Origin of the sequence: Acinetobacter haemolyticus CIP 64.3 = MTCC 9819, assembly GCF_000369065.1 — a bacterium.
Lineage (GTDB): Bacteria > Pseudomonadota > Gammaproteobacteria > Pseudomonadales > Moraxellaceae > Acinetobacter > Acinetobacter haemolyticus.
In genome coordinates this window covers 320,338-339,712 of sequence record NZ_KB849799.1, presented here as the reverse complement: position 1 = coordinate 339,712, position 19,375 = coordinate 320,338, and the positions used below count along the sequence as shown (strand labels likewise).

At 39.5% G+C, this 19,375-nt stretch carries 22 protein-coding genes and 2 riboswitches; of the genes, 12 read left to right on the top strand and 10 right to left on the bottom strand.

The window, feature by feature from the left end; translation table 11 throughout:
• The first annotated feature begins 25 nt into the window (after positions 1–25).
• On the top strand, positions 26–889 hold the full coding sequence (locus F927_RS01675; protein ID WP_005080911.1) for a DMT family transporter: 864 nt from the start codon (positions 26–28) through the stop codon (positions 887–889).
• Between the two features lie 5 nt (positions 890–894).
• On the opposite strand, the gene F927_RS01670 is transcribed toward F927_RS01675, so the two are convergent.
• From F927_RS01670 to tusD, 4 genes are read right to left on the bottom strand one after another with little or no spacing between them, the layout of a single operon-like run.
• Positions 895–1,206 (bottom strand): TusE/DsrC/DsvC family sulfur relay protein, encoded by a 312-nt coding sequence (locus F927_RS01670; RefSeq protein ID WP_004638950.1) that lies wholly within the window; start codon positions 1,204–1,206, stop codon positions 895–897.
• Between the two features lie 34 nt (positions 1,207–1,240).
• The gene (locus tag F927_RS01665) at positions 1,241–1,525 is read right to left on the bottom strand and encodes a DsrH/TusB family sulfur metabolism protein (RefSeq protein ID WP_005080909.1); all 285 of its coding nucleotides are present in this window, start codon (positions 1,523–1,525) and stop codon (positions 1,241–1,243) included.
• Positions 1,526–1,534: 9 nt separating this feature from the next.
• Positions 1,535–1,885 carry a hypothetical protein gene (locus tag F927_RS01660; RefSeq protein WP_004638953.1) on the bottom strand — a complete coding sequence of 117 codons (351 nt, stop codon included), beginning with the start codon at positions 1,883–1,885 and terminating at the stop codon, positions 1,535–1,537.
• A gap of 43 nt (positions 1,886–1,928) precedes the next feature.
• Positions 1,929–2,297: a sulfurtransferase complex subunit TusD gene (gene tusD / locus F927_RS01655; RefSeq protein ID WP_005080906.1), complete on the bottom strand. Its 369-nt coding sequence runs from the start codon at positions 2,295–2,297 to the stop codon at positions 1,929–1,931.
• Between the two features lie 63 nt (positions 2,298–2,360).
• Here tusD and F927_RS01650 point away from each other — a divergent pair, with 63 nt between their 5' ends.
• The 4 genes from F927_RS01650 to F927_RS01635 all read left to right on the top strand — a co-directional run bounded on the left by F927_RS01650 (position 2,361) and on the right by F927_RS01635 (position 7,162).
• Complete coding sequence (locus F927_RS01650) at positions 2,361–3,368, top strand: SDR family NAD(P)-dependent oxidoreductase (RefSeq protein ID WP_004638959.1); 1,008 nt, start codon at positions 2,361–2,363, stop codon at positions 3,366–3,368.
• Positions 3,369–3,519: 151 nt separating this feature from the next.
• A complete protein-coding gene (fumC, locus tag F927_RS01645; RefSeq protein ID WP_005080903.1) occupies positions 3,520–4,914 on the top strand; it encodes a class II fumarate hydratase in 1,395 nt (464 codons plus the stop codon).
• Positions 4,915–5,027: 113 nt separating this feature from the next.
• Complete coding sequence (locus F927_RS01640) at positions 5,028–5,519, top strand: hypothetical protein (protein WP_005080902.1); 492 nt, start codon at positions 5,028–5,030, stop codon at positions 5,517–5,519.
• Positions 5,520–5,650: 131 nt separating this feature from the next.
• A riboswitch (glycine riboswitch) is annotated at positions 5,651–5,740 on the top strand.
• A 1-nt stretch (position 5,741) separates the two neighbouring features.
• Positions 5,742–5,881: riboswitch (glycine riboswitch) on the top strand.
• A gap of 36 nt (positions 5,882–5,917) precedes the next feature.
• Positions 5,918–7,162, top strand: a complete 1,245-nt coding sequence (locus tag F927_RS01635; RefSeq protein ID WP_005080900.1) for a D-amino acid dehydrogenase — start codon at positions 5,918–5,920, stop codon at positions 7,160–7,162.
• A gap of 42 nt (positions 7,163–7,204) precedes the next feature.
• On the opposite strand, the gene F927_RS01630 is transcribed toward F927_RS01635, so the two are convergent.
• A complete protein-coding gene (locus tag F927_RS01630) occupies positions 7,205–7,852 on the bottom strand; it encodes an A1S_1983 family putative colistin resistance protein (RefSeq protein WP_005080898.1) in 648 nt (215 codons plus the stop codon).
• A 98-nt stretch (positions 7,853–7,950) separates the two neighbouring features.
• Between F927_RS01630 and ispF the strand changes: the two genes are divergently transcribed.
• On the top strand, positions 7,951–8,442 hold the full coding sequence (gene ispF / locus F927_RS01625) for a 2-C-methyl-D-erythritol 2,4-cyclodiphosphate synthase (RefSeq protein WP_005080895.1): 492 nt from the start codon (positions 7,951–7,953) through the stop codon (positions 8,440–8,442).
• Here ispF and F927_RS01620 read toward each other — a convergent pair.
• The 5 genes from F927_RS01620 to glnL all read right to left on the bottom strand — a co-directional run bounded on the left by F927_RS01620 (position 8,430) and on the right by glnL (position 13,510).
• On the bottom strand, positions 8,430–8,954 hold the full coding sequence (locus tag F927_RS01620) for a protein tyrosine phosphatase family protein (RefSeq protein WP_017394717.1): 525 nt from the start codon (positions 8,952–8,954) through the stop codon (positions 8,430–8,432). The two genes, ispF and F927_RS01620, sit on opposite strands and share 13 nt — an antisense overlap.
• A 138-nt stretch (positions 8,955–9,092) precedes the next feature.
• Positions 9,093–10,013, bottom strand: a complete 921-nt coding sequence (argF, locus tag F927_RS01615; RefSeq protein WP_005080892.1) for an ornithine carbamoyltransferase — start codon at positions 10,011–10,013, stop codon at positions 9,093–9,095.
• A 112-nt stretch (positions 10,014–10,125) separates the two neighbouring features.
• The gene (locus tag F927_RS01610) at positions 10,126–10,767 is read right to left on the bottom strand and encodes a TetR/AcrR family transcriptional regulator (RefSeq protein ID WP_005080889.1); all 642 of its coding nucleotides are present in this window, start codon (positions 10,765–10,767) and stop codon (positions 10,126–10,128) included.
• A gap of 147 nt (positions 10,768–10,914) precedes the next feature.
• Positions 10,915–12,414 carry a nitrogen regulation protein NR(I) gene (gene glnG, locus F927_RS01605; protein WP_004638982.1) on the bottom strand — a complete coding sequence of 500 codons (1,500 nt, stop codon included), beginning with the start codon at positions 12,412–12,414 and terminating at the stop codon, positions 10,915–10,917.
• Positions 12,401–13,510 carry a nitrogen regulation protein NR(II) gene (gene glnL, locus F927_RS01600; RefSeq protein ID WP_004638983.1) on the bottom strand — a complete coding sequence of 370 codons (1,110 nt, stop codon included), beginning with the start codon at positions 13,508–13,510 and terminating at the stop codon, positions 12,401–12,403. The genes glnG and glnL overlap by 14 nt, the downstream gene beginning before the upstream one ends.
• A 329-nt stretch (positions 13,511–13,839) precedes the next feature.
• Between glnL and rimO the strand changes: the two genes are divergently transcribed.
• From rimO to ispC, 6 genes are all read left to right on the top strand, one after another.
• Positions 13,840–15,183 (top strand): 30S ribosomal protein S12 methylthiotransferase RimO, encoded by a 1,344-nt coding sequence (gene rimO, locus F927_RS01595; RefSeq protein WP_004638985.1) that lies wholly within the window; start codon positions 13,840–13,842, stop codon positions 15,181–15,183.
• 55 nt (positions 15,184–15,238) lie between these two features.
• Positions 15,239–15,967 (top strand): UMP kinase, encoded by a 729-nt coding sequence (pyrH, locus tag F927_RS01590; protein WP_004638988.1) that lies wholly within the window; start codon positions 15,239–15,241, stop codon positions 15,965–15,967.
• Between the two features lie 76 nt (positions 15,968–16,043).
• Positions 16,044–16,598 (top strand): ribosome recycling factor, encoded by a 555-nt coding sequence (gene frr / locus F927_RS01585; RefSeq protein ID WP_004638989.1) that lies wholly within the window; start codon positions 16,044–16,046, stop codon positions 16,596–16,598.
• Positions 16,599–16,601: 3 nt separating this feature from the next.
• On the top strand, positions 16,602–17,351 hold the full coding sequence (uppS, locus tag F927_RS01580; protein ID WP_004638991.1) for a polyprenyl diphosphate synthase: 750 nt from the start codon (positions 16,602–16,604) through the stop codon (positions 17,349–17,351).
• Between the two features lie 2 nt (positions 17,352–17,353).
• Positions 17,354–18,178 carry a phosphatidate cytidylyltransferase gene (locus tag F927_RS01575; RefSeq protein ID WP_004638994.1) on the top strand — a complete coding sequence of 275 codons (825 nt, stop codon included), beginning with the start codon at positions 17,354–17,356 and terminating at the stop codon, positions 18,176–18,178.
• Entirely contained in the window at positions 18,179–19,375 is a 1,197-nt protein-coding gene (gene ispC, locus F927_RS01570) for a 1-deoxy-D-xylulose-5-phosphate reductoisomerase (protein ID WP_005080885.1), read from the top strand.

Here is a 19,375-nt window from a genome sequence, read left to right as displayed (position 1 = left end):
CTTCATATAGATGTGGAGAGTTTAAATGAAATATTTCAATAATGGATGGGTAAATGGACTGGTTGGGGTCATGATTTTTGCTGGCTCTTTGCCGGCCACACGTGTTGCTGTACTTGAATTTAGTCCTACTTTCTTAACTGCTGCAAGGGCTGCTATTGCTGGTCTTTTTGCAGTGCTGTTATTGGTGTTGTTGCAGCAGCAGTTACCAAAACGAGTAGATTGGCTACCATTGTTTTATGTTGCGATCGGTGTAGTTGTCGGCTTTCCACTTTTTACAGCACTCGCTTTGCAATATGTGAGTGCAGCACATAGCATTGTTTTTATTGGGTTATTGCCATTAGCGACCGCTATTTTTGGTGTGGTGAGGGGTGGAGAAAAACCGAGCCAAAAATTTTGGTTTTTTGCAATTTTGGGGGCCGCTTTAGTCTTTGGCTATATGTTAGTTCAAACCAAGAGTTGGTTATTTCATTATGGTGACTTTTACATGGTGTTGGCGATTTTACTTTGTGGCTTTGGCTATGCTGAAGGGGGACGGCTTTCAAAGCATTTAGGCGGCTGGCAAGTAATCTGTTGGGCACTACTTTTAACTCTACCTGTAATGCTATGGATCTCATGGTTATATATGCCAAACAGTTTTGCTGATATTTCATGGTCAGCAAAGTTAGGTCTAATTTATGTCTCAATATTTAGTATGTTGATTGGTTTTTTCTTTTGGTATAAAGGCTTAGCTCAAGGAGGGATTGCTGCAGTGGGGCAGTTACAGTTATTGCAACCGCTATTCGGATTGGCAATCGCAGCTGTTTTATTACATGAACATGTCAGTATAACGATGTTTGCAGTTACGGTTGCTGTGATTGCCTGTGTTGCTTGTGCTAAAAAATTTGCTTAAGAAAATTATAAACAATTTGCAGGTTTAGGAACGCCAGCCAAACGGCTTAAATGACGAGCGACTAAACCTGTATTGAATCTTTGTTGTAAAACAGCATTATTAATTTCTGGACTGACAGTTTTCATTAAAAACTTGATCAGTGGTCGAGTTGCAGGTGAATGTCCGAACTGTTGATAGAACTGACGAACCGCTTGAAGTACTTCGAAATGCCATTCAGTTAATTCTAAATCTAGAGACTGCGCTAATACTTGCGCTACATCATGATTCCAAATCGTGTAATCAACTAAATGACCGTCTTGATCTAAATCTAATTGCATAAAATAGCCTAAGTGTATTTCAAATTGAAAGATGTTATTTCAAGCTAATACAGCGTTTAAACTGTAATGCAAGCTGAGCAAATTGAGCGTAATCAATGCACTTTACACGTGTTTTTAAGTCATCACTCAATAAAGCAGAGTCACTTTCTAAACAATATAAATTAGGGTACGTCTCAATGATCATGTGATTGATACCCAATACAGCATCACTCATCATAACGATATGATCATTTGCCTGAGCCATTTGTGTTAAATCTTTGCATATTTTTTCAATATGAAGATAAGGGGCTTGAATCAAAAAAAGTGTAGCTTCTTTCATTATGGCTCCTTACCAATACAGTACGTGATCAAATGATTGGATGAGCTCGGGATTGAGTTCAATAAACTCAATCTCTTGTTCTGAGTTCTGAACAATCTCGAGTTGTTGATTTTTTGTTTCGATGAGCAAGGGGGTTAAATCATAAAACTCGAAACTTTCCACCATATTTGAGGCAATTTTAAAGGCGTGTTGAATAGAATCAAAAGTAAGCTGATCATTGAGTAAGCTGAGTGCAGCATCTTTTAATAATACTTTGACAGAAATCCCAAAGGTTGCTAAAACCATAGTTGCAGATAAACTTTCGTTAATTTGCAAACTGGTTAAGTTGGGCTGCGTTAGGATGACGAGTACAGATTTCACACAATATACCTTTTAAAAGCAACACTCTATTAAATAACTTAAACTAAAATTGAATTAAGCGAGAACAATCTTGCACTGCATCAGCAAGTTCGCCAAGACCGACTAGCTCAAAGCCATGGGCTAAGTTATGGTGTTGGAGAGAATGGCGTTGTGCATTGCTCGCATCGGTGATACCCCGGGCAAGGGCAGCACTGACACAGACAGGGAGTCGAATGCCAAGCTTTTGCCATTCTTGTTTTAGGTTGCGCTGATCATCAGGAAACCACTGTAAATCATTCGCAACTTGAACTCCATCTTGGTAAAAGAAGACACGAAATTCTTCACGCATATTGTGTAATGCTTGTGCCAGACCAAATGCATGCCAAGCCATGACAGAAGTTGGTGCGGAGGTAATTAGCAGTAATGTACTCATTGAATATTCACGGTCATGTAGGCGAATGATGCGGACATAATTAAAAAAGAAGGTAATTATACAATGATTTTGGTGACAGGTGGTTTAGGCTTTATCGGTTCACATATTGCTTTGAGTTTGCTGGCTCATGGAAAAGAGATTGTTATTGTCGATAATTTAGCGAATTCAACGTTACAAACCTTGGAACGACTTGAATATATTTCAGGGATGTATATCCCATTTGCAAAATTAGATGTCAGAAATACGCCAGCGCTCAATAAAGTGTTTGAACAATATTCCATCGACACCGTCATACATACCGCTAGTTTTAAATCACTTGAAGAATCCACCTTAAAGCCGCTTGAATATTACAATGATAACGTAAGTTGTATTATGAGTTTACTCAGAGCGATGCAGCGTATGGGTGTTCGTCAACTCGTGAACTTGTCCAGTATTGCAATATATGGGCAGTCGGATGCATTGCTTTCGGAGGAGACTGCGTTTAATTACAGTTATCCGAACCCTTATATCCGTTCTCAGCAAATCGTAGAAGATATTATTGCGGATACTTATAAAGTTGACCATGAATGGAAAATCGTAAACCTACGTTTATCCAATATTGTAGGTGCATTTGAACATGGAGTACTCGGTGAGTATGTCGTTCAATTACCTAAAAATATTGTCCCTTTAGCATTACAAGTTGCAGCGATGCAAAGAGAATGTATCGATCTACAGAATCAAGCAGAAACCGATGATGGAACTGTCGAGCGCAGTTTCTTGCATGTATTAGATGTTTGTGAAGCTGTAATGATGACGATGAATTGGTTAGAAACACAAAATAGCTGCTTAGAAGCATTTAACCTTGCACATAAACAATTGACTTCAATTCAAACCTTATTAGATGAAATAGCGAAAGTTACACAAGCTGAGATACATGTTCAGCCTGCGGTTTATCAACATCAAGAGCTAGCAAGATTAGGTGCAAATATTGAAAAGGCGAAGCAGGTCCTCAATTGGGAACCAAAGCGGTCTTTGACCCAAATGTTAGAGGATGAGTGGCGTTTTTATCTCAATACGCTAAAAGGAAACTAGATAATGATTCTTATTTACATAATTTCATTGTTCTACGATAATGGTCAAGCTAATCAAAAATCCGTCATGGATTGATTCTGATTTCGCTAGCCAAAGCATCTATTTGCTTCAGCCCGTGAGAACTTTAACCAAATAGAGCAGAGGTTGTTTTATGCAAATGCGAATTGAACACGATACGATGGGTGAAATTGAAGTTACCAATGAAGCCTTGTGGGGTGCGCAAACGCAACGAAGTTTACAGAACTTCAAAATAGGTCAGGAGCGTTTACCACGCGCGATGATTCGAGCAATGGGGTTAGTAAAAAAAGCCGCAGCTATCACCAATGCAGAATTAAAACAACTCCCAGAAGATTTAAGCCAATATATTGTTCATGCAGCTGAAGAAGTGATCGCTGGTCAATGGGATGCTCAATTCCCATTAGTTGTATGGCAAACAGGTTCAGGTACGCAAAGTAACATGAACTGTAATGAAGTGATTGCCAATATTGCGAACCAAAAATTAGGTCAAACACTCGGTGCGCAGAAGCCAGTACATCCAAATGATCATGTCAATCGTGCCCAATCAACCAATGACTCATTTCCAACAGCGATTCATGTGGCAGCAAGTCTGCAAATCAATGAGTTGTTAATCCCAGCGGTAGAGCAATTAAAACAGACATTAGCGCGTAAATCAGAAGAATTTAACGATATTGTTAAGATTGGCCGGACCCACTTGCAAGATGCGACACCTTTAACTTTAGGGCAAGAGTTTAGCGGCTATGTTTCTCAATTAGAGCATGGCTTAAAGCGTTTGCATCAAGCACTTGCGGGTTTATATGAACTTCCTCTAGGCGGTACAGCTGTAGGCACTGGCTTGAACGCACATCCAGATTATGCAGTCAAAGCAGCAGCGCAATTAGCTGAATTAACTGGCTTGCCATTTGTGACTGCACCAAATAAGTTTGAAGCTTTGGCTGGGCGTGATGCTGCGGTATTTGCTTCGGGCGCCTTGAAAACATTAGCTGCAAGTTTAAATAAAATTGCCAATGATATTCGCTGGCTAGCGAGTGGCCCACGCTGCGGATTTGGCGAGATTCGCATACCAGAAAATGAACCTGGTTCAAGTATTATGCCTGGAAAAGTCAATCCAACTCAAAGTGAAGCAATGACGATGGTTGTGGCTCAGGTCTTAGGGAATGATACAACAATCAATGTGGCAGGAGCATCAGGCAACTTTGAGTTAAATGTGTTTATGCCCGTCATTGCGTATAATTTATTGCAATCTATTCAGCTGCTTGGTGATGCTTGTAATAGTTTTAATGATCATTGTGCAGTCGGTATTGAGCCAAATCGAGAGAAGATAGATTATTTCCTTCATAACTCTTTAATGTTGGTAACCGCTTTAAACCCTGTTATTGGTTACGAGAATTCAGCAAAAGTCGCGAAAACAGCTTATAAAGAAAATAAAACCTTAAAACAGGTCGCGGTTGAACTTGGTTTAGTAACTGAGGCGCAATTTGATGAAGTGGTGAAACCAGAAAATATGGTGTCGCCAAATAGTAAATAGTATCTTGTGGTGCAAAGTAGCTTTTCTCATGAGGAAAGGCTATTTTTATCAGTGGTTTTTATAAAGTGAACTGCGTACAATATCGGTTTGATTGACTAGACCAACGTTTTATTATGCTTAATATTTACTTAACAGATACCCAAACCCATATTCAATATTCTGGTCTATCACATGAAAATCCTGTTAAGTTTTTATTGAATCTAAAGAAAATTTTTCCAAGTACAGCCGATTTATTGTTACCCGTCTTGCCTGATGACAATAATCTAGAAAATGTAACTTGGGAAGCAACATCTAAAGATTTTGAGGTATTTAAAAAGTTACTAGAAGGTTGGGGAATTATTGAGTTGCGTTTAAGTGCAATCACAACCTACAAAGATAAGAATTTTGCCAATGAACTGGTAAAAAAAGCACAAGCTCGACGTAAAAATATTGCTCAAACACAGCCGCAGCTATCTATGATTGCTTTAGATTATATTCTTATGCATGAGATTCATGCGCTGATAGATGCTGAGTTGGTGATGATTGGCGAAAAATTCTATCTGCCGACCTTGCGTGAGCTTTGGAAAGGACAATTTTCTGAACAAATTTTGCAAGCGAAGTTTTAACTTTTAAAAGCAGACCATTGGTCTGCTTTTTTGTGTTTGATTTAGAAGTCATTATTTGATCTACAAACTTTTACAAGATTTTCTTATAGATTTTTTTTCAAACGGCATATATATTGCTTAGAAGGGATATAAATATTATTGCGGGAGAGAAGTTCTTCAATGAACTCGCCGAAGGAGCAACGACCCCGGAAACTCTCAGGCAGAAGGACTGTAATAATAGACATACAATCTGGAGAGCAGTGCTCAATTTGTAGAAATTTATAAAATCTGATCTACGATATACACTCACCGAAGGGGAAGGCTTAATGATTAATTGGTAATCATCTGCCGAAACTCTCAGGTACCATGACAGATGGGGCTATGCATTAAGGAATGTTCTACATTTCTAGGAGTTTGCTATGCCACATGTTGTTGTCATTGGTGCGGGGATTACAGGTGTAACGTCTGCTTATGAACTAATTAAGCTAGGTTATCAAGTCACTGTCATTGATCGTCATCTATTTCCAGCAATGGAAACCTCTTTCGCCAATGGTGGGCAATTATCTGCGTGTAATGCTGAAGTTTGGAATCAAAAGGCAACGGTGCTCAAGGGTATCAAATGGATGAGCAAGAAAGATGCACCATTATTGCTCAATCCATCATTCAGTCTGCACAAATATCGTTGGTTAATTGAGTTTTTAACTCATATCAAAGATTATAAAGCCAATACCATTGAAACCGTACGCCTAGCTTTATTGGCAAGACAGCGTTTATTTGAAATTGCAGAAAAAGAGAATATTTCTTTTGATTTGGAAAAACGTGGCATTTTGCACATGTACCATACCAAAGAAGATTTTGAGATCGCGAAAAAGGTCAACGATGTATTGGTTGAGGGAAAGTTAGAGCGGAATGCGATTACACCTGAGGAAATGAAGGCAATTGAACCGAATTTGACAGGTGATTATTATGGTGGATATTACACAGCTGGAGATGCAACGGGCGATATTCACAAGTATTCAGTGGGTTTGGCAGAAAAAACACAAGAATATGGAGTTAAATATCGCTTTGGTTTGGATGTTGTGGATGTCAAATGTTTGCAAGACAAAGTCCTTATTCAATGTAAAAACAGTTCTGAAAATATGCATCCAGAATCGGATGTCCATACTGAAATTGAAGCTGATCTCGTCTTGGTGTGTGGTGGCGTGGGAAGTTATCAATTGGCGGATCTGCTAGGCGATAGTGTCAATGTCTATCCTGTGAAGGGTTATTCGATCACGGTTCAACTTAAAGATGAGCAAAGTGTCAAAAATGCACCTTGGGTAAGTTTATTGGATGAGAGTGCTAAAATCGTCACCTCGCGATTAGGCGCAGATCGATTCCGTGTTGCAGGCACAGCTGAGTTTAATGGATACAATCGTGATATTCGTGCAGATCGGATTCAGCCTTTAATCAATTGGGTAAATCAAAACTTCGATATCTCGACGGAACATGTTGTGCCTTGGGCTGGTTTGCGTCCAATGATGCCGAATATGCTACCTGTAGTGAAGCAAGGGAAACAGCCGCGAGTATTTTATAATACTGGACATGGTCATTTAGGGTGGACGTTATCGGCTGCTACAGCAGTGGTAATCAGCCAAGAAATTGCGCAAAAATTTCCAAGTTAAGATTCAAAAAAGCCGATGTTTAAACATCGGCTTTTGGTTTGTTTAATCATACAAACGATAAATGCCTGTAAAGCGTTCGCAACCTTTTTGTTCTGATCTGACCACGAGTAATGCACGTTGAAAGTCAAACTGATATTCACATTTTTTCTCGTTGTCGATAATCTGATTTTTTTGATCAGATGTACTATACGCCAGTAGAGACATCGTTTGCGTTTCTAATCGATTGTTTGGGCTGCGATAGGCCGTTCCTTCGATTTTGAGACGGTCTTTATCGAGTTGGTGGATTTGGATGTGCACAGGTTGCTTAGCTAGAGCGCCGTGTTCATATTTTAGATAATGTTGTGTAAGTGTTTGGTTGATTGATGTGTAAAAGTTCAAGTCATCCATGCGAGCATCAAACTGTTGTAAGTAGCAAGTTTTAGATTTGCACTGTTGTAGCTGACGTAACCACATTTCTTGGGTTGCGTGCAAAAGTTGCACAGGTGCATCCGTTACTAAATAAGCTGTTAAAAATTTATCATTCAGCTTAAATCGTTGTTCTTCGTATTGCTTAGAACATACATTCTGAAAGTCGGCACGCTGATTAGAGCAGTCAATTGCTTTAGCAAACGCAAATGTTGAGCATAAACAACTCAATGTGATGATACAGCCCGTTTTCTTTAATTGATTTCTTACAGTGTTCAACAGCATAATCACTTATACTTTCAGTCTAATTTGCTCACTGTACTATAGCGAAATAGAAAGCCTGAATTCAAGATTAGTTCAGTATATTCTAAAAGGAAAATCATATGGTTGCTCAGATTCGAATTGGACAAGGCATCGATGTACATGCTTTTGACGACGGGCAGTATGTTACTTTGGCAGGCATTAAAATACCGCATACACATGGTTTAAAGGCACATTCTGATGGTGATGTAATCCTACACGCGTTGTGTGATGCTTTGTTAGGGGCACTTGCCTTAGGGGATATCGGTCAGCATTTTCCAGACACAGATCCCGAATATAAAGGTGCAGATAGTTGTATTCTACTAAAGCATGTTTATCAATTGATCTTAGATCGTGGTTATCATTTAAATAACGCAGATATTACCGTTGCATGTGAACGACCAAAACTAGCACCACATAATTTAGAAATGCGTCAAAGTATTGCTGATGTATTAGATGTGGATATTACGCAGATTAGTATTAAAGCGACGACCACTGAAAAACTAGGTTTTACTGGCCGTCAGGAAGGTATTTTGGCGAGTGCAGTTGTACTACTTTCACATCAAGCAAAATGATCTGCATTGATCATGGATTGTTGGAGTTCTTGTGTTGCTTTACGACCTTGGAGTTTTAGGGCAATACTATGAATGAGACCCGTCCATGTTTCATTAGGTTCCCAGATTTCATGTAACAGCGCTTGCGCGGTCGGTAGATCAATATTCATATAAAATTGACGATAGAGATACATCAAGCTACTCACACGCATATTCTTGGCACAATGCAGCCAAACCACTTCATTCTGAACAAGATGATCGATTAAATCTAAAACAAGTAGGCATTGTTCTGAGCAAGGTACATCCCAGTCAATAGGAATGTGAATATAGTTAAGACCTAGGTCTAAACAAATTTGATCTTGTTTAACTAAATGATTTTCAGATTTACTTGTTGCGAGATTGATGACAGTGCTGCATCCATACTCTTTAATTAGTTGCAACTCTTCAGTAGAAGGTTGGGCTGAAGTAAAGAGGTGTTCATGCACTAAGGAAAAACTAGGAATTTGTGTGAGTGTTTGTTCTAATGAAGTCATCATGTACGCTATCGCAAGCATTTAATCGTGTCGATAAACTACTATAAGTGTTTTTGTTGGAGTGTTCAATTTAAGCGTATAAATAAAAACAGCACCACGAGGATGCTGTTTATAGGATCAAAGTAAGCGAATACAAGCTTAATCTTTTTTCATATTCTCATTGAGTAAAAATTCCATCAATGCTTTCTGTGCATGTAGGCGGTTTTCTGCTTCATCCCAAACGACCGCATTTTTGTGATCTAACATGTTTTCAGAAATCTCTTCACCACGATGTGCTGGCAAACAATGCATAAATAAACAATCAGGATGAGCGAGATCCATCAATTGTTCATTGACTTGGAAATCTGCAAATGCTTTTTCACGAAGCTTTTGTTCTTCTTCCTGTCCCATGCTTGCCCATACGTCGGTGACAATCAGGTCGGCATTTACAGCAGCATCTTCTGCTTTGTTAAAGACTTCCACACAATCTGCAAACTCAGCTAGGAATTCTGGTTTTGGCTCATAGCCTTCAGGAGAGGCGATTTTGAGTTTAAAGCCCATCATATGTGCCGCTTCAACATATGAGTTACACATATTGTTGCCATCACCAATCCAAGCGACAGTTTTTCCTTCGATACTGCCACGATGCTCTTGAAACGTTTGCAGGTCGGCAAGTAGTTGACAAGGATGATGGTCATCAGTGAGACCATTGATCACAGGTACTTTTGAATAGGATGCAAAGCGTTCAACAATATCATGACCAAATGTGCGAATCATGACGATGTCAAGCATGCTTGAGATAACACGAGCAGAATCTTCGATGGGTTCACCACGACCAAGTTGTGTATCGCGCGGGGAAAGGAAGATCGCACTGCCACCGAACTGACAAATACCTGCCTCAAAAGAAATGCGGGTACGCGTGCTCGATTTCTCAAAAATCATTCCCAAAACTTTACCAGCAAATGGTTGATACAACGTATTGCTATGCTGCATGCGTTTAAGTTCTTGTGCGCGATCTAAAATGCGTTGCAGTTCTAAAGAAGATAGGTCACGTAAAGTTAGAAAATGCCGAAGCGCCATAGCTACTCCCACAATAATTATTGAGTAAAAACAATAATTAATTGTTGTTTGACGGGTGGTGAATAAAAAAGAATTGAATACTATACTACAGGTATTCGAAAATGCAAAAGAATTAGACCTTTTGATGAGCTTTTAAAAACAAATCTACTGAATATTGAATATAATCAAAGATTTCTAGATCATTTTCTGGGATCTTTAAGCCCATTAAAATGCGCCATTCGACATCACGTAAAATACCGAAATACATTGTTGCTGAGTAATGTGGTTGTGTACAGATGATTTCATTTTTGAGATGGGATTGATGTAGTGCACATGCAATTGTATTTTGAACATTCACCGCACATTTATCATAGAAATAATTTGCCAGTTGCGCATCTTTCTGGGTTTGCTCTGTAAACATGCGCATAAATGCAATATTTTCTGGTTTGATAATGTGGTGGTAAAAGCGTTGAAGCGTTTGAGTTAAATAATGATTCAAACTGACACAATCTGGAGAGTAAGGTAAACATACACCATTAAAAAAAACCTCTCTTCGATAATCACAAATCGCAGTAAAAAGACCTTCTTTATTACCAAAGTATTTATAAATAGAGGCTTTTGATCCTCCAGCATGACTTACGATGTCATCCAAAGAAACATCATCATAACCCTTTTCAAGAAATAGATCGGTTGCACAAAGTAATAGCGCAAGACGACGCTCTTGTCCGCGACGGGTTTGAGGCTGTTCACAGTTTGGGTAACAAATATCTGCCATTGTATTCGGTACTATTGATGGTGGGGTTGCGATTATTATAGCAAAAACCATATGTGTTGTATGGTGTTCTAGAGGAAGTTGTTTTCTGCTGTTAAATAGAAAAAAGCGAGCTGATATTGAGCTCGCTTTTTTAATGACTTCTAAGGCTTAGGCTGAACGAATTTCTTCATCGTCATCATCTTCAGTCGAGTCCATGCCAAGCTCTTTAAGTTTACGGGTTAGGGTGTTGCGTCCCCAGCCTAAAAGCTCAGCGGCATGACGTTTTCGACCACGGGTTTGCTGTAAAGCTGCTGTGATCAGTGTGCGCTCGAACATCGGTGTTGCAATATCAAGTATTTTCATTTCACCATTTTTGAGTTTTTGGATAGCCCATTGTGCCAATAACTCATCCCAATGATGAACAGCAATTCTTTCCACAATATTTGGGTTGCTCGGAACTGTTGAGGCTGCTCCATCATTTGGTGATTTTTGGATCGAAACTTGTTTAAGTTCAGCAGGTAAGTCCTCTGGGTAAACTTCACGACCTGTGATCATTACTGTAAGCCAACGACAAGTATTTTCGAGTTGGCGAACGTTACCTGGCCATGGCAACTGCTGCATATAGTCCGTAGTTTCGGTACGTAAAATTTTAGGACTCACGCCGAGTTCTTTACCTGCACGTGCCAAGAAATGCTGTGCAAGCATAGGGATGTCTTCGCTTCGATGAGCAAGTTTAGGAATATGAATACGAATGACATTTAAGCGGTGATATAAGTCTTCACGGAAACGACCTTCATTTACAAGTTTTTCGAGGTCTTGATGTGTTGCTGCGACGATTCGTACATCTACTTTCACAGGAATGTGTCCGCCAACACGGTAGAATTCACCGTCCGCAAGAACACGGAGCAAACGTGTTTGGGTTTCAAACGGCATATCGCCAATTTCATCGAGGAATAAAGTGCCACCATTCGCTTGTTCAAAACGACCTTGATGTTGTGTGTTAGCCCCTGTGAATGCGCCTTTTTCATGACCAAATAACTCGGTTTCAATCAAGTCCTTTGGAATAGCAGCCATGTTTAGTGCAATAAAAGGTTTGGCGCGACGAGGTGAGTGTTTATGCAGTGCATGGGCAACCAACTCTTTACCTGTACCAGATTCACCATTGATTAGAACAGTAATATGGGATTGTGATAGACGTCCAATGGCACGAAATACTTCCTGCATAGCAGGTGATTCACCAATAATTTCGGTCGATTGCAGTGGTGAAGCAGTTTTGGTTGCTTCTTGTTGCTGTAATTTATTGATATGTAAGATTGCACGATTAACGAGCGCGAGTGCCTCATCAATATCAAAAGGTTTTGGTAAATACTCAAAAGCACCTGTTTGATAACTAGAGACAGCTGATTCAAGATCAGAATGTGCTGTCATAATAATTACAGGTAAATCAGGGTGTGAGTTCTTAACCTTAGATAAGAATGTTAAACCGTCAATTCCAGGCATGCGGATGTCGGTCAGAATGACATCAGGTGCATCATCATGTAAGCGCTCAAGAGCAGTTTGTGCTTCTTCAAAGTTGGTGACATCAAAACCTTCTTCTTTGAATGTTTTTTCAAGTACCCAACGCATGGCACGATCGTCATCTATAACCCAAATTTTATTTCGTGACATGGTTTGACTCCCAAGGTAGATATAAGCTAAATACGGTTTTTCCAGCAACGGATTGACATTCAATCATTCCGTTATGTTGATGCATAATGTTTTGAGCAATACTAAGCCCCAGTCCTGTACCTTTAGCACGTCCTGTGACCAGTGGATAAAAAACAGACTCCAGAATACTTTCCGGTACGCCTGGTCCATTGTCTTCTATGTCGATTCGGATCGTTGATCGATTTAACACGCCATTAATTGTGACAAGTCGTTGAATCCGAGTTCTTAAAATCAGTTCAGGTTCAGAATCAACAAAGAAATCCTTGTTTTCAGTCATGGCTTGTACTGCATTGACACTAATGTTGAGCATGACTTGAATGAGTTGGTCACGATCAGCCATCACGTCAGGTAATGAAAGATCGTAATCACGAGTGATCTTGATTTTCTTTTTAGTTTGGTTGGTAATTAATGAGCGTACTCGCTCAAGTGGCTCATGCACATTGACATGCTCGTAACTAGGCAGTTGGCGTGAACCAAGCATCGTATCTGCGAGGTTGGTCAGCCGATCTACTTCACTAATAATAATGTCTGTAAATTCACCATAACTATCATCATTTAAGCTGCGAGCGAGTAGCTGAGTTGCACCACGGATTCCAGCCAATGGATTCTTGATTTCATGTGCGACTCCTCGAACGAGTTGACGAGCAACTTGATGCTGTTGAACTAGATTTTCTTCTTTCGAAATTTTCAGCATGCGATCAATCGGGTTGAGCTCAATTAAAAGTAAACTAGATTGATTTTTACCTGTATTGAGTTGTGAAACTGTATAATCGACATGGATGGATTTGAAGTTGACATTTATTACAGCTTCACGACGAGTGTAATGTTGTCCGCTTTTCAAGGTATTTAATAAAGCTTCATAGGTGTTAAATGGATCATCATGCGCATGTAATAGATTTAACACAGGCTGACCAGATGCACGTAGCAAACTAATATCAAATAATGCTTCACATGCTGAATTTAAATAAAAAATATTAAGCTGACTATCGACCAATAAAATGGCAGTTGTTAGGTTATCGACCAGTAGTCGATAGTCGATAGTGTTATGTTGATCCATTTGTGAATCGTCCTGTTTTAAAATGGCGCAATTAAATATCAATTTGAATAGATTGCCATTAACTTCTTAAATGTACGTTATGCAAAATGCAAGCCAACTTTGTATTGGCTAATTTTCAATAGCTTATTGATGAATACATCCATTTATACGGTATTTTTCACATAGATAGGATGATTTAATAATTTTATCATGTTCCAAAATGGTGCATGTGTGGATTTTTATCAAAACTTTGGTTGTATTTTGGTGCATTACACAAAGAGATGGCTTTGTAGCTATGCGTAAGGCGAGAAAAGACATACAATACGCCGATTCAAGTGGAGCGCAGATTCATGAAGACCCCCAAAGTCGGTTTTGTATCTTTAGGTTGTCCTAAGGCATTGGTAGATTCTGAACGAATTTTAACTCAGTTAAAGACTGAAGGTTATCAAGTTGCATCAGATTATGATGGTGCAGATTTGGTTGTGATTAACACCTGTGGTTTTATTGAATCTGCAGTACAAGAGTCTTTAGATGCGATTGGCGAAGCCATGAGCGAAAATGGTCGAGTTATCGTTACAGGTTGCCTAGGTAAGGACGAAGATAAAATCCGCCAAATGCACCCAAATGTTTTAAAAGTAACAGGTGCTGCGGCATATCAAGATGTGATGGAAGCTGTGCATGAGTATGTACCAGCACCACCAAAACACAATCCATTTATTGATTTAGTTCCTGAGCAAGGTGTGCGTTTAACGCCAAAGCATTATGCTTACTTGAAAATCTCAGAAGGATGTAACCACCGTTGTACATTCTGCATCATCCCAAGTATGCGTGGTGACTTGGTTTCTCGTCCTGTAGGTCAAGTGCTCGATGAAGCAGCAGCGCTTAAGCGTGCGGGCGTAAAAGAAGTTTTGGTGATTTCCCAAGATACTTCTGCGTATGGTGTAGATACTAAGTACAAGTTGGATTTTTGGAATGGGCAGCCAGTCAAAACCAAATTCTATGATATGTGTGAGGCACTTGGTCAATTAGGCATATGGGTACGTTTACATTACGTTTATCCTTATCCACATGTGGATGCTGCGATTGATTTAATGGCACAAGGCAAAATTTTACCTTATTTAGATATCCCTTTTCAGCACGCCAGTCCGCGCATCTTAAAATTGATGAAGCGACCAGCTCACAGTGAAAATACATTAGAGCGCCTTAAATTGTGGCGTGAAAAATGTCCTGAATTGGTGATTCGTTCTACTTTTGTTGTTGGTTTCCCTGGCGAAACAGAAGAAGATTTTCAAATGCTCTTAGATTGGTTGAAAGAAGCACAACTTGATCGTGTTGGATGCTTTACATATTCGCCAGTTGAAGGTGCTACAGCAAATGATTTGCCAGATCATGTACCAGAAGAAGTAAAACAAGAACGCTATGAACGTTTTATGGAAGTTCAGCAGCAAATTTCGGCTGCTAAATTACAAAAGCGTATTGGTCAGCGAATGATCGTGTTGGTTGATAGTTTGGAAGAAGAGTTCCCGGTTGCAGTCGCACGTTCGTATGCTGATGCACCAGAGATTGATGGTAATGTTTTTGTTGAAGATATCGACAAGAGTGTAATTCAAGCCGGTAATTTGCTTGAGGTCGAAATTACAGATGCAGATGAATATGATTTATTTGCAAAGTTAATTGCGATTAAATCTACTTAATGTTGAATGAGATATAAAGAATAATTTTTGAGATTGGTCGGTTTGGAGTAACAGTATGTCAACGTCTAAAAATCCACGTTATGCGCGAATTTTGCTAAAGCTTTCGGGTGAAGCTTTAGCTGGAAATAAAGATATGGGTATCGATGCCCAAGTTCTAGATCAAATGTCACTTTCAATTGCGCACCTAGTTGGTTTGGGTGTTCAGGTCGGTATCGTGGTTGGTGGTGGTAATTTATACCGCGGTAGCCAATTGCAAAAAGACGGCTTGGTTGGACGTGTAACTGGCGATCAAATGGGAATGTTGGCAACCGTTATGAATGGCCTAGCAATGCGAGATGCATTGGTTCGTCGCAATATTAAAACCCGTTTAATGTCAGCTTTGTCGATCGGAACAGTGGTGGAGTCATATTCTAGTCGCGATGCGATTCGCCACTTAAGTCAAGGCGAGGTTTGTGTTTTTGTTGCAGGCACAGGCAATCCATTCTTTACAACCGATACCGCGGCTTGCTTGCGTGGTATTGAGATCGAAGCGAATTTGATCTTAAAAGCAACCAAAGTTGATGGTGTATATAATAAAGATCCAAGTAAATATGATGACGCTGTAAAATATGACAATCTGACTTTTGATCAAGTGCTTGATGAAAAGCTAGGTGTAATGGATCTTACAGCAATTTGTTTATGTCGTGACCATAATGTGCCATTACAAGTCTTTGATATGAACAAATCTGGTGCATTGCTTTCCGTCGTAATGGGCGAAAAAGAAGGAACTCACGTTACGAACTAATGTACGTAAGCCTGAAAGCTCTTTATACTACGCATAATTTTTTTGTAATATCTCATGAATAAGTAAGGAAGATCATATGATTAACGATCTTAAAAAAGACGCAGAAGACCGTATGAATAAGTCACTTGACTCGTTAGAACATGGTTTTGCCAAGGTTCGTACTGGACGTGCTCACCCATCAATTTTAAATGGTGTGATGGTTCCTTACTATGGTTCTGATGTTCCGCTTAACCAAGTTGCAAACATTGGGCTTGAGGATTCACGTACTTTACTCGTGCAACCATTCGAACGTTCAATGGTTTCTGCAATTGATAAAGCGATACGTGAGGCAGGTTTAGGATTGAATCCTATTACGGCTGACGCTATTCGTGTACCAATGGCAGCATTGACGGAGGAAACTCGTCGCGATATGCAAAAAGTTGCACGTAATGAAGCTGAAAATGCAAAAGTGGCGATTCGAAATATTCGTCGTGATGTATTGGGTGATATCAAAGCATTATTGAAAGAAAAAGAAATTTCTGAAGATGATGATCGTCGTGCATCAGATGAAATTCAAAAAATTACGGATAAATTTGTTGCCGAGGTTGATAAGCGTCTTGCAGCGAAAGAAGCAGAATTGATGAAGGTCTGATTTATGACCTCATCAGAAGAACATCATCCTCCTCAACATGTTGCCATCATTATGGATGGCAACAATCGTTTTGCTAAAAAAAAGCAAATGCAAAAAGGCGATGGGCATCGTGAGGGTAAAAATGTCCTAGATCCTGTCGTTGAACACTGTAAAAGATCAGGTGTACGTGCTTTAACTGTTTTTGCATTTTCAAGTGAAAATTGGAATCGACCACAATATGAGGTTGATTTACTCATGCAGTTGCTCAAAGAAACAATCTATGAGCAGCTTCCTCGTATGGAAAAATTCAATATTGCATTACGTTTTATTGGTGATCGATCTAGATTATCTGAAGAATTACGGGATTTGATGCAAGAAGCGGAGCAGAAAACAGCTGCGTTTGATTCTATGACACTTTCTATTGCAATTAGTTATGGTGGTATGTGGGATATGGCACATGCTGCAAAATCTATTGCTGAAGATGTGGTTGCAGGAAAGCTCCAAACAGATCAGATAAATGTTGATTTATTTGATAAATATGTCAGTCTAAATGATTTACCAGCTGTCGATTTGTTGATTCGTACAGGCGGTGATTATCGTTTGTCTAACTTCTTGCTGTGGCAGGCGGCCTATGCGGAGTTGTATTTTACCGATACTTTATGGCCAGAATTTACCATAAAGGAGTTAGATCACGCATTTCGTGTTTTCTCAGGGCGAGAAAGACGTTTTGGTAAAACCTCTGAACAAATTCAACAAGCGAAAATAGAGAATTAATAATGTTTGAGCGGATTATTACCGCATTGGTGTTAGTTGCAGTTGTTTTAAGTTGCATGTTTGCAACGCAATCACATTATCCAATGTTTGTGCTTATGATTTTAGCTGCGGGGGTAGCAGGTTATGAGTGGTTTAAACTCATGCCTCGTGTTCAAACGACTGCCTCAAAACCCAAAGCATGGGTGTATGGTGGCTTTGTCGCACTGGTTTCGACACTTGCATTGTTTTATGATGATGTTGCACTGTTACTTTGGGCTGCATCTATTCTTACTTGGCTAGGTAGTATTTATTGGGTGAGGAATTATCCCGAATCTGATAATTGGTACAATCCGTCATTATATCTTATTGGCTTTATCTTAATTTCAGCTGCGGTTACAGCGCTATATGCGGTTTGGCATAGTTCACCATGGTGGTTAATGTATTTGTTCCTTTTGGTTTGGGGAGCAGATAGTGGGGCTTATTTTGTGGGTCGTAAGTTTGGTCAAAAGAAACTTGCACCTTCAGTCAGTCCAAATAAATCACTAGAAGGTTTGTATGGTGGTATTGCAACAACTGTAATTATTATGTTGGTTGTTCAATATTTCTATCTAAATCTAACAATTGTACAGTTGATCCTATTTTTAATGCTCTCCATCATTACTGTATTTGCGTCAGTTTTAGGTGACTTATTTGAATCTATGATTAAGCGTCGTGCAGGTATTAAAGATTCTGGACGCGTGTTGCCAGGTCATGGTGGTGTGCTTGATCGTATTGATTCTTTACTTGCAGCCGCTCCGATTTTTGCAGCTGGAATGTATATTTTAAAACTTATTGGTGTAGATCTTTAGATGACTCAAGCTGTATGTATATTGGGTGTTACGGGCTCAATTGGACAAAGTACTTTAAGAGTATTACAACAACACCCAGATCAATACTCAGTATTTGCAGTTTCTGCTTATAGTCGTTTAGATGAACTTTTAGAAATTTGTAAACAATTTCATCCGAAAGTTGTTGTGGTTCCAAATAAAAAAGCATTGGAATTACAACAAAGATTCAAGCAAGAAAATTTAAACAATATTGAAATATTAACCGATGAAGCAGGTCTTGTTGCAATAGCTGAGCATTCAGAAGTTGATATTGTGATGGCAGCAATCGTCGGTGCTGCTGGGCTTTTGCCGACCTTGGCTGCGGTCAAGGCAGGCAAGCGTGTATTACTTGCGAATAAAGAGTCACTGGTGATGTCTGGTGATATCATGATGCAAGCTGCTAAGCAACATAATGCATTGTTATTGCCTGTAGACTCCGAACATAATGCAATTTTTCAATCACTTCCACATGATTATTTAGATGCTGAAAGAACGGGACAACCTCAGTTAGGCGTGTCTCGTATCCTATTAACAGCATCAGGTGGTCCATTTTTAAATCATTCGTTGGAACAATTATCCAAGGTCACTCCTCAACAAGCGTGCAAGCATCCGAATTGGTCGATGGGGCAAAAGATTTCTGTTGATTCTGCAACTCTGATGAATAAGGGGTTGGAATTGATAGAGGCGTGTCATTTGTTTTCAATATCCGAACATTTTGTTACAGTTGTTGTCCATCCACAAAGTATTATTCATTCGATGGTGCAATATGTGGATGGTTCGACTTTGGCACAAATGGGTAATCCTGATATGTGTACACCAATTGCACATGCATTGGCTTGGCCAAAACGTTTGGCAACAGATGTTCCAGCGTTAAATTTATTTGATACGGCACAGCTTGATTTTCAAGCACCTGATATTATTAAGTTTCCTGCATTGGATTTAGCTCGTCAAGCGATGCGTGCAGGCGGTTTGGCACCAACGATCTTAAATGCTGCGAATGAAATTGCTGTTTCGGCTTTTTTGCAGCATAAAATTAAGTTTACAGCGATTCCTGAAGTTGTTGGACATACTTTACAAGTTGTACAAAACGCTAAAGCAGAAAATATAGACATCATTTTGCGTACTGATATGATCGCTAGACAAGTTGCAGAGACGTATATTGTGGATATAGGGGGCTAA

Coding starts and splice junctions, on each gene's coding strand:
- F927_RS01675 (WP_005080911.1), top strand. CDS start 26: ATGAAATATTTCAATAATGGATGGGTAAATGGACTGGTTGGGGTCATG.
- F927_RS01670 (WP_004638950.1), bottom strand. CDS start 1,206: ATGCAATTAGATTTAGATCAAGACGGTCATTTAGTTGATTACACGATT.
- F927_RS01665 (WP_005080909.1), bottom strand. CDS start 1,525: ATGAAAGAAGCTACACTTTTTTTGATTCAAGCCCCTTATCTTCATATT.
- tusD (WP_005080906.1), bottom strand. CDS start 2,297: ATGAGTACATTACTGCTAATTACCTCCGCACCAACTTCTGTCATGGCT.
- F927_RS01650 (WP_004638959.1), top strand. CDS start 2,361: ATGATTTTGGTGACAGGTGGTTTAGGCTTTATCGGTTCACATATTGCT.
- fumC (WP_005080903.1), top strand. CDS start 3,520: ATGCAAATGCGAATTGAACACGATACGATGGGTGAAATTGAAGTTACC.
- F927_RS01640 (WP_005080902.1), top strand. CDS start 5,028: ATGCTTAATATTTACTTAACAGATACCCAAACCCATATTCAATATTCT.
- F927_RS01635 (WP_005080900.1), top strand. CDS start 5,918: ATGCCACATGTTGTTGTCATTGGTGCGGGGATTACAGGTGTAACGTCT.
- F927_RS01630 (WP_005080898.1), bottom strand. CDS start 7,852: ATGCTGTTGAACACTGTAAGAAATCAATTAAAGAAAACGGGCTGTATC.
- ispF (WP_005080895.1), top strand. CDS start 7,951: ATGGTTGCTCAGATTCGAATTGGACAAGGCATCGATGTACATGCTTTT.
- F927_RS01620 (WP_017394717.1), bottom strand. CDS start 8,954: ATGACTTCATTAGAACAAACACTCACACAAATTCCTAGTTTTTCCTTA.
- argF (WP_005080892.1), bottom strand. CDS start 10,013: ATGGCGCTTCGGCATTTTCTAACTTTACGTGACCTATCTTCTTTAGAA.
- F927_RS01610 (WP_005080889.1), bottom strand. CDS start 10,767: ATGGCAGATATTTGTTACCCAAACTGTGAACAGCCTCAAACCCGTCGC.
- glnG (WP_004638982.1), bottom strand. CDS start 12,414: ATGTCACGAAATAAAATTTGGGTTATAGATGACGATCGTGCCATGCGT.
- glnL (WP_004638983.1), bottom strand. CDS start 13,510: ATGGATCAACATAACACTATCGACTATCGACTACTGGTCGATAACCTA.
- rimO (WP_004638985.1), top strand. CDS start 13,840: ATGAAGACCCCCAAAGTCGGTTTTGTATCTTTAGGTTGTCCTAAGGCA.
- pyrH (WP_004638988.1), top strand. CDS start 15,239: ATGTCAACGTCTAAAAATCCACGTTATGCGCGAATTTTGCTAAAGCTT.
- frr (WP_004638989.1), top strand. CDS start 16,044: ATGATTAACGATCTTAAAAAAGACGCAGAAGACCGTATGAATAAGTCA.
- uppS (WP_004638991.1), top strand. CDS start 16,602: ATGACCTCATCAGAAGAACATCATCCTCCTCAACATGTTGCCATCATT.
- F927_RS01575 (WP_004638994.1), top strand. CDS start 17,354: ATGTTTGAGCGGATTATTACCGCATTGGTGTTAGTTGCAGTTGTTTTA.
- ispC (WP_005080885.1), top strand. CDS start 18,179: ATGACTCAAGCTGTATGTATATTGGGTGTTACGGGCTCAATTGGACAA.